This is a genomic window from Amycolatopsis sp. NBRC 101858, assembly GCF_030269325.1.
Classification (GTDB): domain Bacteria; phylum Actinomycetota; class Actinomycetes; order Mycobacteriales; family Pseudonocardiaceae; genus Amycolatopsis; species Amycolatopsis ponsaeliensis.
Genome location: NZ_BSTD01000008.1, coordinates 603429 through 616908, shown reverse-complemented (window position 1 = coordinate 616908; position 13480 = coordinate 603429). Strand labels below are relative to the sequence as shown.

Here is a 13480-nt window from a genome sequence, read left to right as displayed (position 1 = left end):
GGGTAGAAAGGCGGCATGAGCGCTCGCGTACTGCTGCCGTGGACCGACATCGACGTGCCGGAAGGGGTCGAAGCCGCCTACTACGACGGCGTCGAGCCTGCCCCGGCCGGGCTGGACGACGTCGAGGTCTACGTGCTGCCCTACGACCGCGGGCCGGAGCCGCCGAAGCTCATCGCGGAGCTGCCGTCGCTGCGGGTGGTGCAGTCGCTGTCGGCCGGGGTCGAGACGCTGGTGCCGCTGCTGCCCGAGGGGGTGCGGCTGGCGAACGGGCGGGGGTTGCACGACCTGAGCGTCGCCGAGCACGCCCTCGCGCTGATCCACGCGGCGCAGCGCGACCTGCCGCGGTGGTTCGCGCAGCAGGCGCGCGGGGAGTGGACTCGCGAGCACACGCGGTCGCTCGCCGACAGCCGCGTGCTCCTGGTCGGTTACGGCTCGATCGGGCAGGCGATCGAGCGCCAGCTCCTCGCCGCGGAAGCGGTGGTCACGCGGGTGGCGAGCCGCGCGCGGCCGGACGACGGCGTCCACGGCGTCGACGAGCTGCCAGGGCTGCTGCCCGGGGCCGACATCGTGGTGCTGATCCTCCCGGACACCCCCGCGACACGCGGCCTGATCGACGCGAAGGCCCTCGCCGCCCTCCCCGACGACGCGCTGGTGGTGAACGTCGGCCGCGGCACGGCGATCGACACGGACGCCCTCCTCGCCGAAGCGAACACCGGACGCCTGCGCGTGGGCCTCGACGTCGTGGACCCGGAACCACTGCCCGCTGACCATCCACTGTGGACGGTGCCGGGGGTGGTCATCACCCCGCACATCGCCGGCGGATCGGCGTCCTTCTACCCGCGCGCGAAGAGGCTGGCGGCGGAGCAGCTGCGGAGGTACGTGCGGGGAGAAGAGCTGCTCAACCTCGTGGAGTGAGCGTGTACACGTGCCATTCGTCGTCGACGCGGTATCCGCACCGCTCGTAGACACCCAGGGCCCGGTGCGCGTTGTCGACGTCGACGTTCAGCGCCGACCGGTCGAACCCCGCCGCTTTCGCCGCCAGGAGCGTGTGCCCCAGCAACCCCGACGCGACGCCGCGGCCGCGCAGCACCGCGCGCGTTCCCACCCAGGTGGCGTAGTGCTCGCGGAGGCCCGTCGCCGCGGCTTCGGACTCGTAGAAGTGGCTGAGGACGAACGCCAGGACCTTGTCGCCGTCGAGGACGAGGAACGACACCTCCGGGCGGAAGTCCTTCGAGCCGGTGACCAGGTGGTGCCAGGCCTCCGGCTCGTAGGCGGTGCTGCCCCAGTGCCCGGCGAAGGTGTCGTTGCGCGCGTCGAGCGTGGCTAGGTCGTACTTGAAGTCGAACGGCACCGCGGTGACGCCGTCCGGCAGCGGCGGCTGCGGCGGCAGGTCGGCGAGGCCGACGCGCATGTTCACCATCGTCCGCTGGTGCGTGAAGCCCGCGCCGGCGAGGACGCCGGCGATCCAGCGCTCGTTCTGGTGCAGGCCGTGGTGCAGTTCGAGCGGCGCGCCGGGGAAGGTGCGCTCGTTGACTTCGCGGCTCGTGCGTGTGAACCACTCGACCAGCTGAGCGGCGACGGCGGCCGTCCGGAACATCGGGTGCACCACCGACTGCAGCCGGACCATGTGCACCGGGTTCGCGGCGTCGCGGCGGCGGATCAGGCCGTAGCCGGCGAGCGTCCGGCCGGCCCACGCGCTGACGGTGGCCCGGGCCAGGTCGATGTTGGGCCCTTCGAGCTCCTCGCGGAGGTCTCCGTCGCTGAAGTGGTCACCGGTCCGGTCGACTTCCTCGGCCGCGGCGTACAGCCGGGTGAGGGCCGGGACGTCGTCGAGGGTCAACGGGCGCCAGGTCAGGTCCATGCCGCGAGGCTAGGCCGGACGGCGGCGTCCGCGCACCCCGATTTAGGCTCGGTGCGTGCTGGTGCTCCTCCCTCCCTCCGAGACCAAGGCCGACGGCGGCCGCGGCGCTCCGCTCGACCTCGACGCGCTGTCGTTCCCCGAGCTGAACCCCGCACGCGCGAAGCTCGCCGACGCGCTGGCCGAGCTGGCCGGCGACGTCCCGGCCAGCGTCGTGGCGCTGGGCATCACCGAGCGCCAGGCCGGCGAGGTCGAGCACAACGCGCGGCTGTGGACGTCGCCGACGATGCCGGCGCTGCGCCGCTACACCGGCGTGCTGTACGACGCGCTCGACGTGAAGAGCCTCACGAAGGCGGGCCTGGAGAAGGCGCACCGGCGGCTGGCGGTGACGTCGTCGCTGTTCGGCGTGGTGTCGGCGACCGACCCGATTCCCGCGTACCGGCTTTCCGGCGGGAACTCCCTGCCGTCGCTGGGGACGGTCCGCGGGCACTGGAAGCCGGTGCTCGAACCGGTGCTGCAGCAGGTGGAGGGCCTGGTGGTGGACCTGCGCTCGGGCACGTACTCGGCGTTCGCGAAGCTGCGCCCGGACGCGGTGACGGTCCGCGTGGTGACGGAGAACGCCCGCGGCGAGCGCGTGACGGTCAGCCACTTCAACAAGGCGTACAAGGGCCGCCTGGCACGCGAGCTGGTGACCACGCGGGCCGAACCGTCCACTGTGGACCAGCTGGCGAAGGTGATCAGGAAGGCCGGCCTGGTGGTGGAGCGCACGGGCGAGCACGCGCTGGAGCTGGTCACGGAGGGCTGACGGCTCGCGGCTCCGTTCAGAAGCGGTCCGGGGCGAACGGCGTCAGGTCGAACCCCGGGTCCTCCCCCAGTGCGATCGCCGCGACCAGCTTCCCCGCGAACGGCGCGTTCGTCAGCCCGCCCGCGCCGAAGCCCGTCGACACCGCCAATCCCGGCCGGAGCGACCCCAGGATCGGCAGGCCGTCCGGCGTTCCCGGGCGGAAGCCCACCCGCGTCTCCGCCAGCGTCGCGTCCGCCAGGCCGGGAGCCACGGTCAGCGCGTTGTCCAGCACCTCGCGCTGGCCCGCCGCCGTCACGCGGTAGTCGAAGCCGGCCTCCGCCTCGCGCGTCGCGCCCGCCACCACCCGGCCGCCGCCGAACGCCAGCAGGTAGTGGCTCGTGCGCGGCAGCACCACCGGCCACGCCGACGTGTCCGTGCCCGGCAGGTCGAAGTGGCTGATCTGACCGCGGTGCGGCGTCACCGGCAGGTCGATCCCCAGCGGCGCCAGCAGTTCCCGGCTCCACGCGCCGGCCGCGACCACGACGCTGTCCGCCTCCATCGGGCCCGACGCGCTCACGACCGTCCCGTCGGCCCGGAACGCGACCTCGCCTTCGACGAACTTCGCGCCCCGGCGCTCAGCCGCCGTCAGCAAGGCCCCGCGCAGCCGGTGGCCGTCGACCCGGCCCGCGCCCGCCAGGTGCACCGCGCCCAGCCCGGGCGCCAGCGCCGGGAACAGTTCACGCGCCTGATCCGGGTCGAGCCGCCGGATTTCGCCGATCTCGGGCGCGCCCGCCGCCCGCGCGGTCAGCCGTTCGTGCGCCTCGGCCAGCTCGCTTTCCGCGGCCGACACGACCATCCCGCCGACGACCTCGAACGACGAATCCTCGAGCTCGGCGGTGAACTCGCGGTAGTACCGGCCGGCGGCCGACGCGAGCGGGTACAGCGCGTCCTCCCAGCGCGACGTCCACGGGCTGACGATCCCGGCGCCGGCTTCGGTGGCCGTCCCCGGCCGGGCCGCGTCCGCCACGACCACCTCCGCGCCCCGGCCCGCCAGGTGCCAGGCCGTTGCCGCGCCGCCGATTCCGCTGCCGATCACGAGCACTCGCATGTCCCCCACCCTGCCCGATCGTGCCGCGCCCGGGCCACCGGGATTGCCCCGCACCCCCGGCCGGCCGGTCGTATGCTGCGCGCCATGCCGAGCCGTGCCGAGCGGTATGTCGCCCATCTCGACACCCTGACCGGGAGCACCGAGCCCCGGTTGCAGCCGATCCCGTCGACCCACGCCGGGCTCGACGACGTCATCGCGTTCGTCTACACCGACGAACCGGAGCCGAGATACCTGACCGGGGTGACCTACGGCCTGTCGCTGGCCGACCACGCCGAATGGCACGGCGTGAAACCGGAGCTGTGGATCAGCGTCCGGTCCGACGACCCGGTGTGGGCGCTGGCCATCGGCTACCTCGCCGAGCAGCTGCGCGGCACGTGCCCGTTCGTCTACGGCGACACCATCGACTTCGGCGAGCCGATCGCGCCCGAGTCCGCCATGACCGCGTTCGCCGTGTCCGCGCCCGCCGGCCTCGACGCGTACCAGTACACGCTGATCGACATCGGGGGCGCGCCGATCAGCATCGCCGGCTGCTTCCCGGTGCACGACACCGAGCGGAAGTACATCCGCGAGCACGGCATCGACGCGTTCTGGCAGCTGGACTGGGACCTCTACGACGTCCGTCGCCCGCCGGTCGTCTGATACGCGGCCGTCGCGAGCGCCGCGAACGACCGGACCAGCGGGCTCGCGTCCGTCCAGGCGACGACCACCGGGTTCGGCGCCAGGTCGGTCACCGGCACCACGGTCAGGTCGCCGGGCGGGTGGTGGCCCAGCGGCATCAGCCCGACGGTCCCGTTCCAGAGCACGGCCTGCAAGCACTCCTGGACGGCTCGCACCACCGGCCCTTCGCGCGGCACACCGCCGTGCCAGTACGACTGCCAGACCGGGTCGGTGCCGTCCGGGAACCGGAACCAGCGCCGGCCGGCCAGGTCGGCCAGCTCCAGGTGGTCGCGGCGGGCCAGCGGGTCGTCGGCGCGCAGCACCGCGCCCACCGGGTCTTCGCGCAGCCGGTGCACCGTCAGGCCGGTCTCGTCGAACGGCCCGCGGGTCAGCGCGACGTCGACGAGCCCGGCGCGCAGCCCGCACGTCGGGTCGGTCAGGTCCGTGTCGCGGACGCGGACCTCGACGTCCGGGTGCTGCCGGCGGTAGGCGTCGGCCAGCCGCGTCGCGTCCGGGTCGGCGCTGTCGGCGAGCAGGCCGACGGTGATCGTCGCGATGCCGGCCACGCGCGCCCTCGCCCGTTCGGCCTGCTCCAGCAGGGCACGCGCCTCCTCGAGCAGGGCCACGCCGGCCGGCGTGAGCGTGACGCCCGCCGCCGAGCGCACCATCAGGACGGCGCCGACGTCGGCCTCGAGCTGCTTGATCGCCCGGCTCAGCGGCGGCTGGCTCATGTGCAGCCGCGCGGCGGCCCGGCCGAAGTGGAGTTCTTCGGCGACGGCCACGAAGTACCGCAGCGTGCGCAGCTCCATCTCAGCCCTGCCGCCCGGCCTGCTCGGCGGCGTCGAAGGGCCAGACGTCATCGGGGAAGACGCGCGCGAACCAGTGCGGCTGGACGTCCCGCAGCCGCAGGGCCCGCCACTGCCGTGGGTCCGCGGGCTCGGGCACGGCGACCTCGACGTCCGGGCCGTGGGCGAAGAGCCGTTCCTGGCAGACGCCGCAGGGCGCGAGGACCCAGTAGCCGCGGTCTTCGTCCGCGGCGGTCACGCAGACCGAGCCGGTCACGCTCCGCCCCAGCTTGAAGGCTTCGCAGAGCGCACCGGTTTCGTGGCACAGGCTGACGGCCTGGTTCGGGAAGTCCGGCGCCGTGCTCGTGAGCACCGTGCCGTCGTCGAGGCGAAGGGCCGCCGCCCCGGACCACGGCGTGCCCCCGAAGCGGTTGCGCGCCAGCTCGATCGCCGCGTCCACGAGTTCCTGATCGACTGCCATGGCCGAACAGTAACCCCGGCCTGCGACGATGTCCGCCGGGTATCGGCGCCACGCAATCGGTCTTGGACGGCACCGGTGTCACGGCGGTGGAATCGGGGACATGACCGACATGACCGATCCCGCCGTGCGGGTGGCCGGCGCCCGGGAACTCGCCCCGGACCTGCTGGTGATCCCGAACGACCGCGTCGACCTCGTGCCCAACATCGGCGTCATCGGCGGCACGGAGGCCGTCCTCGTCGTCGACACGGGCCTCGGCATCGCGAACGCGTCGGAGGTGCTCGCCTTCGCGACGTCGGTGGCCGCCGGCCGCCGCCTCTTCCTGACGACGACGCACTTCCACCCCGAACACGCCTACGGCGCGCAGGTGTTCGCCGGCGCGGCGACCTACTTGGTCAACCGCGGCCAGGCGGACGACCTGAGCACGAAGGGCGCGGGCTACCTCGAGATGTTCCGCGGCCTCGGCAAGGTGGTCGCGCGTCGGCTGGACGGCATCCGGGTGCCCACGCCCGACGTGGTCTACGACGGCGTCCACGACCTCGACCTGGGCGGCCGGACGGTCCGGCTCCGCCCCACGGGCCGCGGCCACACGACCGGTGACCAGGTCGTCGAGGTGCCGGACGCGGGGGTGCTGTTCACCGGCGACCTGGCCGAGACGGGGCAGTTCGCGATCCTCCCGTGGTTCCCACCGCACGACACGGACGTGACCGGCGTGGGCTGGCTCGAGGTACTGGACCGGCTGGCCCTCGACGGGCCCCGCGTGGTGGTGCCCGGCCACGGAGAGGTCGGCGGCGTTTCGGTGCTCACCGACGTCCGCGACTACCTGCGCGAGCTACGGGACGAGACGTGGCGCAGGCGGGACGCGGGTCTCGGGGTCGCCGAGATCGTCGCGGAGGTCCGGGAGGTCCTGGTCGGGCGCCACCCGGAGTGGGCCGGGCAGGAGTGGATCGAGCCGGGCATCGGGTGCCTGTGCGCCGAGCACGACGCTGCTCAGGGCTGACCGAGCAGCCGCCGGGCGGGTCGCGCTGCCGCAGGTGGCTCGCTGCGGTGGCGGGGTTCGCCGGCTGCCACGCCTAAGTCGGCCGGCCGGAAGCAGGGTCGCGCTGCCGCAGGTGGCTCGCCGCGGCAGCCGGGTTCGCCCGCTGCCACGCCTAAGTCGGCCGGCCCGCCGCGGCGGGCCGCCGCGGCGGGCCGGTTCGCCAGTCCGGCCCTCAGTCCGCTCCCAGTACCGCCATCGCCGCGTTGTGGCCGGGGATGCCGCTGACACCACCTCCTCGCACCGCTCCCGCGCCGCACAGCAGCACTCGTTCGTGCGCCGTCTCCACTCCCCACTTGCCCACCTGCGCCTGATCCGTCGCGAACGGCCAGGCCAGGTCGCGGTGGAAGATGTGTCCCGCCGGCAGGCCCAGCTCGGCCTCCAGGTCGAGCGGGGTCTTCGCCTCCACGCAGGGCTTTCCGTCCGGCCCGGTCAGCACGCAGTCCTCGATCGGCTCGGCCAGCACGCTGTTCAGCGAAGCCAGCGTCGCGCGCAACGCCGCCTCCCGCGCCTCTTCGTTGCGTCCCTCGAAGAGGCGCGCCGGCATGTGGAGGCCGAACAACGTCAGGGTCTGCACGCCCGCCGCGCGTTCGGCCGGGCCCAGGATCGACGGGTCCGTCAGCGAATGGCAGTAGATCTCGCACGGCGGCAGCGTGGGGATCTTCCCCGCCGCCGCCTCGCGATACGCCGTCTCCAGCTGGGTGAACGTCTCGTTGACGTGGAACGTGCCGCCGAACGCCTCCGCCGGGTCGACGTGCGGGTCGCGCAGCTTCGGCAGCCGCGACAGCACCATGTTCACCTTCAGCTGCGCGCCTTCCGGCCGCTCCGGTGGCTCCTCGCCCAGCAGCCGCGCCAGCGTCGACGGCGCGACGTTCGCCAGCACGTGCCCGCCGCGCACGACGTGCTCGGCGTCGTCACGGCGGTAGCGCACCTCGCCGCCGGGGTCGATCGACAGCACCTCCGCCCCCGTCACGAGCCGCGCGCCCGCCGCGGCGGCCACCGCCGCGAGCGAGCCGGTGACCGCGCCCATGCCGCCGACCGGGACGTCCCAGTCGCCGGTTCCGTTGCCGATCACGTGGTAGAGCAGGCAGCGGTTCTGCCGCAGGTCCTCGTCGCCCGCCGCGGCGAACGTGCCGATCAGGGCGTCGGTGAGCACAATCCCGCGGACCAGGTCGTCGCCGAACCACGACGTGAGCGTCTCGCCGATCGGCCGCTCGAACAGCAGCGACCACGCCTCGGCGTCACCGACTCGCGAGCGGAAGTCCACTTCGGACAGCAGTGGCTCGGTGAGCGTGCCGAAGGAGCGTTCGGCGACGCGCTCGGTCACCTCGTAGAACCGCTGCCACGCCGCGAAGTCCGATGTGGACCCGGTGACCGCGCGGAAGGACGCCGCCGTCCGGCCGTCGTCACCCGTGTCGACAAGGAGACCCGAGCCGCCCGTGGGCGTGTAGGACGACATCCGGCGCCGCTTCAGCCGCACGTCGAGGCCGAGGTCGGCCACGATCTTCCTTGGCAGCAGGCTGACCAGGTAGGAGTAGCGCGACAGCCGGACGTCGACGCCGTCGAACGCACGGAACGACACGGCGGCGCCACCGGTCTCCCCGCGCCGTTCGAGCACGAGCACCGACCGGCCCGCCCGTGCCAGGTACGCGGCCGCCACCAGTCCGTTGTGACCGCCGCCGGCGACCACGACGTCGTAGGAATCCATCCACCCCTCCTCGGTGAGCCTGCCCCTTCATCGTGACCACGCCGGCGGGCCGAATTCAAGGAAAGCGCACGAACGGTCCTTTCGCGCTATTCGGTTGCGCGGCGCCGGATCGGTCCGGCAAGCTGAAGCACAACCGGCAGGGAGCCGGTGCGGAGAGAGCGGGAGGTGCCTGTCGTGATGGATGTCCGGGCCTTCTCGTGCCCTCACCCACCCGCCCCCCGAGGCTGACCACGCGCCCGGTGGGGCATCCCTGACCAAGGAGAAACCCACCAGTGCGCCAGCACGATTCCGACGACTTCGATCTCTTCGACGAACGCCCGTCCCGCCGCCGCACGCGGTCCGAGGACGACACCCCGCGGGCTCGCCGGACCACCCGGTTCGACGACGAACCCGCACCCGCCCGCCGCGGGCGGCTCACCGAAGGCGAGCGCGTCCGGCTCGCCAAGCTCCGCGACGACGCCTACACCGAAAACCAGCTTCCGGACGGCGCCGACCGCTGGTCCACCTGGGACGACGCCGAACACGGCCCGCTCCCCCGGCCCGACTGGGTCGTCACCGAGCTCGCCGCGGTCGACATCGACCTCGGCGTCCTCAAGACCGGCAAGGAGGCCGACGTCCACCTGCTGCGGCGCGGCCTGCCCGGCACCCCCGGCACGCTGCTCGCCGCGAAGCGCTATCGCAGCGACGAACACAAGCTGTTCCACCGCGACGCGGGCTACCTCGAAGGGCGGCGGATGCGCCGCTCCCGCGAGATGCGCGCGATCGAGCACCGCACGGCGTTCGGCCGCAACCTGATCGCCGAACAATGGGCCGTCGCGGAGTTCGCCGCGTTGAGTCGCTTGTGGACGCTCGGCGCACCCGTGCCGTACCCGGTGCAGCGCAACGGCACCGAGCTGCTCCTCGAGTTCCTCGGCGAGGACGACGGGACGGCCGCACCCCGGCTGGCCCAGGTCCGCCCGGAGCCGGCCGAGCTGAAGGACCTCTGGTTCCAGGCCACCGCGGCGCTCGAACTGCTCGCGTCGGAGGGGCTCGCGCACGGCGACCTCTCGGCGTACAACCTGCTCGTGCACCGCGGCCGGCTCGTGGTGATCGACCTGCCTCAGGTCGTCGACGTCGTCGCCAACCCCGGCGGCGTCGAGTTCCTCGCGCGGGACGTGCGCAACCTCGCCGGCTGGTTCCACGGCCGCGGCCTCGGGGAGCACGTCACGAACACCGGTGAGCTGCTGGCGGAACTCGTTTCCACTGCCGGGATCGGGTGAGCGCGCGGCGGCGTCGCGGATGTGGCACGGAACACGTCTGCGACGCCGCCCACAACCGGTTACCTCCGTGCGGAGGACCAGGCCCCCCTCAGGTACTATCGATTCAGACCGCAACCGGCGGCGTGGATGAGTTGGTGTCCGTCGCCTCCAGAGCCACCGAATGGCTCGCGGTGATCCGCAACCCCCCAAGCGGCGCGCAGTGTCGGAAAAGCGCAAGACACAGTGTGCCGGGTCCGTCCCTGTGAACGCCCACGCACACCATCTTGCCCTGCCTGCGCGCAGGGAGCCCGGGCCTCCTTGTGACGAACCACGTCCGAGAGGCATTTGTGACAGTCACGTTCAACTCTGGTCCCTCCTCGACGTCCGCGCACGCGGGCCGTCCCGACCGTCGGCCGCGTCAGCGCCCCGCCGGTGGGGACACGCTGCGCGACGACGCGGTCGAGACAGTGGCGACCAGGACCTTCGCCGAGCTGGGCCTGCCGGAGCCGCTGCTCCGCGCGCTGGCCGAGGCCGGCATCAGCAGCCCCTTCCCGATCCAGTCCGCGACCATCCCGGACGCCCTGGCCGGCCGCGACGTGCTGGGCCGTGCCCAGACCGGTTCCGGCAAGACCCTCGCCTTCGGCCTGGCCATGCTGGCCCGGCTCGCCGACGGCAAGGCCCGCCCGAAGCGCCCCCGCGCGCTGATCCTCGTTCCGACCCGCGAGCTGGCCATGCAGGTGGCCGACTCGCTGACCCCGCTGGCCAAGTCCCTCGGCCTGTGGTGCCGCACCGCCGTCGGCGGCATGGCCTTCGCCCGCCAGGCCGACGCGCTTTCCCGTGGCGTCGACCTGCTGATCGCCACCCCGGGCCGGCTGTCGGACCACGTCCGGCAGGGCACCGCGCACCTGGGCGACTGCAACTTCATCGCGCTCGACGAGGCCGACCAGATGGCCGACATGGGCTTCATGCCGCAGGTCCGCGAGATCATGGACCTCACCCCGCCGGGTGGGCAGCGCCTGCTGTTCTCGGCGACGCTCGACGGTGACGTCAACCGCCTCGTGCGGCAGTACCTGAGCGACCCGGTCACGCACTCGGTCGCGCCGTCGACCGCGAGCGTGACCACCATGGACCACCACGTGCTCCAGGTGTCGCACCAGGACAAGCAGGACGTCATCACGCAGATCGGCGCCCGCGAGGGCCGCACGATCATGTTCGTCCGCACCAAGCACCACGTCGACCGCCTCACCGAGCGCCTGCGCGAGCAGGGCGTGAACGCGCAGGCCCTGCACGGCGGCAAGACGCAGGGGCAGCGCAACCGCGTCCTCTCCGACTTCAAGGAAGGCCACTCGCCGGTGCTGGTCGCCACGGACGTCGCCGCGCGCGGCATCCACGTCGACGACATCTCGCTGGTGCTGCACGTCGACCCGGCGGCCGACCACAAGGACTACCTCCACCGCGCGGGCCGCACGGCGCGCGCCGGGGCGTCCGGTGTCGTCGTCACGCTGGTCACGAACGACCAGCGCCGCATGGTCAAGCGGATGACCGACCGGGCCGGCGTCCGCGCCGAGTCCACGATGGTCCGTCCGGGTGACGAGGCGCTGAACCGCATCACCGGTGCCCGCGAGCCCAGCGGCGAGCCGGTCATCGAGCGGCGGCGCGAGAACCCGCGTCGCGGCGGCGGTGGCTTCCGCGGCGACCGTGGTTACGGCGGCGCGAGCCGCGGTGGCTACCGCGGCGACCGCAGCCAGGGCGAGCGTGGCGGCAGCAGCTACGGCGGCGACCGTGGTGACCGCGGTGGCGACCGCGGCGGTTACGGCCAGCGCTCCGGCGAGGGTCGTCCCGGCGGCTTCGGCGGCCGTGGCCGTCAGCCCCGCTCGGGCAATGGCGGTGGCTACGGCCGCCCGAGCCGTGGCCCGCGTCGCGGCTACGACAGCTGATCTCGTTTTTCGGAAGCCCCGGACCCTCGGTCCGGGGCTTCCGGCGTTTCCGGGCCCGCTTCCCGGCGACCCCGAGTCCGGATGCGAGACTGCGGGATGTGACTACGCCGCCGACACTCCCGCCCGACGAGGTTTTCGACTGGCTCGACACCGAGGCGGAGAAGCGGGCGAACGCGGGGCTCGTCCGACAGCTGCGGCCGCGTCCCGCCAAGGCGGACGAGCTGGACCTCGCCGGCAACGACTACCTCGGGCTGGCCCGCGACAAGCGCGTCGCCGGGGCCGCCGCGGCCGCCGCGTTGCGCTGGGGCGCCGGGTCGACCGGGTCACGGCTGGTCACCGGGTCGACCGAGCTGCACACCGAGCTGGAGCTGGAGCTCGCCCGGTTCTGCGGCGTGCAGGCGGCGCTGGTGTTCTCGTCCGGCTTCACCGCGAACCTCGGCGCGGTGACGGCGCTGTCGGGGTCCGAGTCCGCGATCGTCACCGACAAGTACATCCACGCGTCGCTGATCGAGGGCTGTCGGCTCTCACGGGCCGACGTCGCCGCGGTCGCGCACTCGACGCCGTCGGCGATCAAGAACGCGCTGGCGACCCGCCGGAAGCCGCGGGCGCTGGTGGTGACCGATTCGGTGTTCTCCGTCGACGGCGACCTCGCGCCGCTCGCCGAGCTGGCCGGGATCTGCCGTGCGCACGGTGCCGCGATGGTGGTCGACGACGCGCACGGCTTCGGCATCCTCGGCGAAGGTGGCCGCGGCGCGGTCCACGCGGCCGGGCTGGCGGGCGCACCCGACGTCGTCACGACGTTGACGCTGTCGAAGTCCCTCGGCGCCCAGGGCGGGGCGGTGCTGGGGCCGCGTCGCGTGATCAAGCACCTGATCGACACGGCGCGCAGCTTCATCTTCGACACCGCTCTGGCGCCGGCGAGTGCCGCGGCCGCGTTGGCCGCGTTGCACGCGCTGAAGGAGGAGCCGGGGCTGGCGGAGAAGGTGCTGGAGAACGCGGGCAACCTGGCGATGTCGTTGAAGGCGGCCGGGCTGACGGTGAGCCTGCCGGACGCGGCCGTGATCTCGGTTCAGGCGCCGTCGGCGGAGTCGGCCGTCGCGTGGGCGGCGGCGTGTGCGGAGCAGGGCATCCGCGTCGGGTGCTTCCGGCCGCCGTCGGTGCCGGACGGCATTTCACGGCTGCGGCTGACCGCGCGGGCCGATCTGACGGAGTCCGATGTGGACCGCGCGGTGAAGGTGATCACGGCGACGGCGCCCCGGGGCGCGATCGCCTGAGCCGTACCCGGACGGACGACCCGCGTACCTGGACGGACGACTCGCGTACCTAGAGGGTCGGCTCGCGTGCCTGGAGGGTCGGATCGCGTGCCTGGAGGGTCGGATCGCGTGATTGGGCGGGTATCTCGCGTGATTGGAGGGGCATCACGCGTGATTGGGGGGTCGACACGGCTTTACTGCGGGAGGCGGCGCATGCGGATGTGCGGGATTCCGTCTTCGTCCGTGTACTCCGCGCCTTCCGCGATGAAGCCGTAGCGCGCGTAGAAGCCCTGGACGTACGTTTGCGCGTCCAGGACGTACTCGCCGGGGGTCGTGAGGGCCGCGTCCATCAAGCGCGCGGCCAGGCCCTGGCCGCGGGCCGAGGCCGCCGTCGCGACCCGGCCGATGCGGCGGATGCCACCCGGGTCGGCGAGGACGCGCAGGTAGGACAGCACTTCACCGGCCTCCGAGAACCACAGGTGGCGGGTGTCCGGACGCAGGTCACGGCCGTCGAGCTCCGGGTACGCCGCCTTCTGCTCCACCACGAACACGTCCACGCGCAGGCGGAGGATGTCGTGGAGCTGGGCGGCGGTCAGCTCGGGCCCGGTCGCGTCGTGCAGGGTCGGCATGCCCCCTGC

At 73.2% G+C, this 13480-nt stretch carries 13 protein-coding genes; 7 read left to right on the top strand and 6 right to left on the bottom strand.

The genetic code is table 11. The features are described 5' to 3' along the window. Nucleotides 1–15 precede the first annotated feature (15 nt). Nucleotides 16–915, top strand: coding sequence for a 2-hydroxyacid dehydrogenase (locus QSK39_RS50085; RefSeq protein WP_285484905.1), 900 nt, complete (start codon nucleotides 16–18; stop codon nucleotides 913–915). On the opposite strand, the gene QSK39_RS50080 is transcribed toward QSK39_RS50085, so the two are convergent. Continuing rightward, nucleotides 899–1861 (bottom strand): GNAT family N-acetyltransferase, encoded by a 963-nt coding sequence (locus QSK39_RS50080; RefSeq protein ID WP_285484904.1) that lies wholly within the window; start codon nucleotides 1859–1861, stop codon nucleotides 899–901. The two genes, QSK39_RS50085 and QSK39_RS50080, sit on opposite strands and share 17 nt — an antisense overlap. Before the next feature lie 55 nt (nucleotides 1862–1916). Between QSK39_RS50080 and yaaA the strand changes: the two genes are divergently transcribed. Continuing rightward, a complete protein-coding gene (gene yaaA, locus QSK39_RS50075) occupies nucleotides 1917–2663 on the top strand; it encodes a peroxide stress protein YaaA (RefSeq protein WP_285484903.1) in 747 nt (248 codons plus the stop codon). 16 nt (nucleotides 2664–2679) lie between these two features. Here the strand turns inward: yaaA and QSK39_RS50070 are convergent, their stop codons facing one another. Beyond that, the gene (locus QSK39_RS50070; RefSeq protein ID WP_285484902.1) at nucleotides 2680–3750 is read right to left on the bottom strand and encodes an NAD(P)/FAD-dependent oxidoreductase; all 1071 of its coding nucleotides are present in this window, start codon (nucleotides 3748–3750) and stop codon (nucleotides 2680–2682) included. An 84-nt stretch (nucleotides 3751–3834) separates the two neighbouring features. Between QSK39_RS50070 and QSK39_RS50065 the strand changes: the two genes are divergently transcribed. Beyond that, a complete protein-coding gene (locus tag QSK39_RS50065) occupies nucleotides 3835–4389 on the top strand; it encodes a suppressor of fused domain protein (RefSeq protein WP_285484901.1) in 555 nt (184 codons plus the stop codon). On the opposite strand, the gene QSK39_RS50060 is transcribed toward QSK39_RS50065, so the two are convergent. Both QSK39_RS50060 and QSK39_RS50055 read right to left on the bottom strand, forming a co-directional pair. Then, on the bottom strand, nucleotides 4359–5216 hold the full coding sequence (locus QSK39_RS50060; protein WP_285484900.1) for a LysR family transcriptional regulator: 858 nt from the start codon (nucleotides 5214–5216) through the stop codon (nucleotides 4359–4361). The two genes, QSK39_RS50065 and QSK39_RS50060, sit on opposite strands and share 31 nt — an antisense overlap. A gap of 1 nt (nucleotide 5217) precedes the next feature. Then, on the bottom strand, nucleotides 5218–5673 hold the full coding sequence (locus QSK39_RS50055) for a cytidine deaminase (RefSeq protein ID WP_285484899.1): 456 nt from the start codon (nucleotides 5671–5673) through the stop codon (nucleotides 5218–5220). A gap of 100 nt (nucleotides 5674–5773) precedes the next feature. Here QSK39_RS50055 and QSK39_RS50050 point away from each other — a divergent pair, with 100 nt between their 5' ends. Further along, on the top strand, nucleotides 5774–6670 hold the full coding sequence (locus QSK39_RS50050; RefSeq protein ID WP_285484898.1) for an MBL fold metallo-hydrolase: 897 nt from the start codon (nucleotides 5774–5776) through the stop codon (nucleotides 6668–6670). A gap of 211 nt (nucleotides 6671–6881) precedes the next feature. On the opposite strand, the gene QSK39_RS50045 is transcribed toward QSK39_RS50050, so the two are convergent. Next, nucleotides 6882–8414 carry a phytoene desaturase family protein gene (locus QSK39_RS50045; RefSeq protein WP_285484897.1) on the bottom strand — a complete coding sequence of 511 codons (1533 nt, stop codon included), beginning with the start codon at nucleotides 8412–8414 and terminating at the stop codon, nucleotides 6882–6884. A gap of 272 nt (nucleotides 8415–8686) precedes the next feature. Here QSK39_RS50045 and QSK39_RS50040 point away from each other — a divergent pair, with 272 nt between their 5' ends. From QSK39_RS50040 to QSK39_RS50030, 3 genes are all read left to right on the top strand, one after another. Beyond that, nucleotides 8687–9673: a serine protein kinase RIO gene (locus QSK39_RS50040; RefSeq protein ID WP_285484896.1), complete on the top strand. Its 987-nt coding sequence runs from the start codon at nucleotides 8687–8689 to the stop codon at nucleotides 9671–9673. Between the two features lie 326 nt (nucleotides 9674–9999). Then, nucleotides 10000–11589, top strand: coding sequence for a DEAD/DEAH box helicase (locus tag QSK39_RS50035; protein WP_285484895.1), 1590 nt, complete (start codon nucleotides 10000–10002; stop codon nucleotides 11587–11589). A 98-nt stretch (nucleotides 11590–11687) separates the two neighbouring features. Continuing rightward, nucleotides 11688–12863, top strand: a complete 1176-nt coding sequence (locus QSK39_RS50030; protein WP_285484894.1) for an 8-amino-7-oxononanoate synthase — start codon at nucleotides 11688–11690, stop codon at nucleotides 12861–12863. Between the two features lie 173 nt (nucleotides 12864–13036). Here QSK39_RS50030 and QSK39_RS50025 read toward each other — a convergent pair whose 3' ends face one another. Next, nucleotides 13037–13471: a GNAT family N-acetyltransferase gene (locus tag QSK39_RS50025; RefSeq protein ID WP_285484893.1), complete on the bottom strand. Its 435-nt coding sequence runs from the start codon at nucleotides 13469–13471 to the stop codon at nucleotides 13037–13039. Nucleotides 13472–13480: the final 9 nt, after the last annotated feature.

Excerpts from the sequence above, each read along its gene's own strand:
- QSK39_RS50070 (WP_285484902.1), bottom strand. The coding sequence starts at position 3,750 with ATGCGAGTGCTCGTGATCGGCAGCGGAATCGGCGGCGCGGCAACGGCC.
- QSK39_RS50080 (WP_285484904.1), bottom strand. The coding sequence starts at position 1,861 with ATGGACCTGACCTGGCGCCCGTTGACCCTCGACGACGTCCCGGCCCTC.
- QSK39_RS50060 (WP_285484900.1), bottom strand. The coding sequence starts at position 5,216 with ATGGAGCTGCGCACGCTGCGGTACTTCGTGGCCGTCGCCGAAGAACTC.
- QSK39_RS50045 (WP_285484897.1), bottom strand. The coding sequence starts at position 8,414 with ATGGATTCCTACGACGTCGTGGTCGCCGGCGGCGGTCACAACGGACTG.
- QSK39_RS50050 (WP_285484898.1), top strand. The coding sequence starts at position 5,774 with ATGACCGACATGACCGATCCCGCCGTGCGGGTGGCCGGCGCCCGGGAA.
- QSK39_RS50055 (WP_285484899.1), bottom strand. The coding sequence starts at position 5,673 with ATGGCAGTCGATCAGGAACTCGTGGACGCGGCGATCGAGCTGGCGCGC.
- QSK39_RS50065 (WP_285484901.1), top strand. The coding sequence starts at position 3,835 with ATGCCGAGCCGTGCCGAGCGGTATGTCGCCCATCTCGACACCCTGACC.
- QSK39_RS50025 (WP_285484893.1), bottom strand. The coding sequence starts at position 13,471 with ATGCCGACCCTGCACGACGCGACCGGGCCCGAGCTGACCGCCGCCCAG.
- QSK39_RS50085 (WP_285484905.1), top strand. The coding sequence starts at position 16 with ATGAGCGCTCGCGTACTGCTGCCGTGGACCGACATCGACGTGCCGGAA.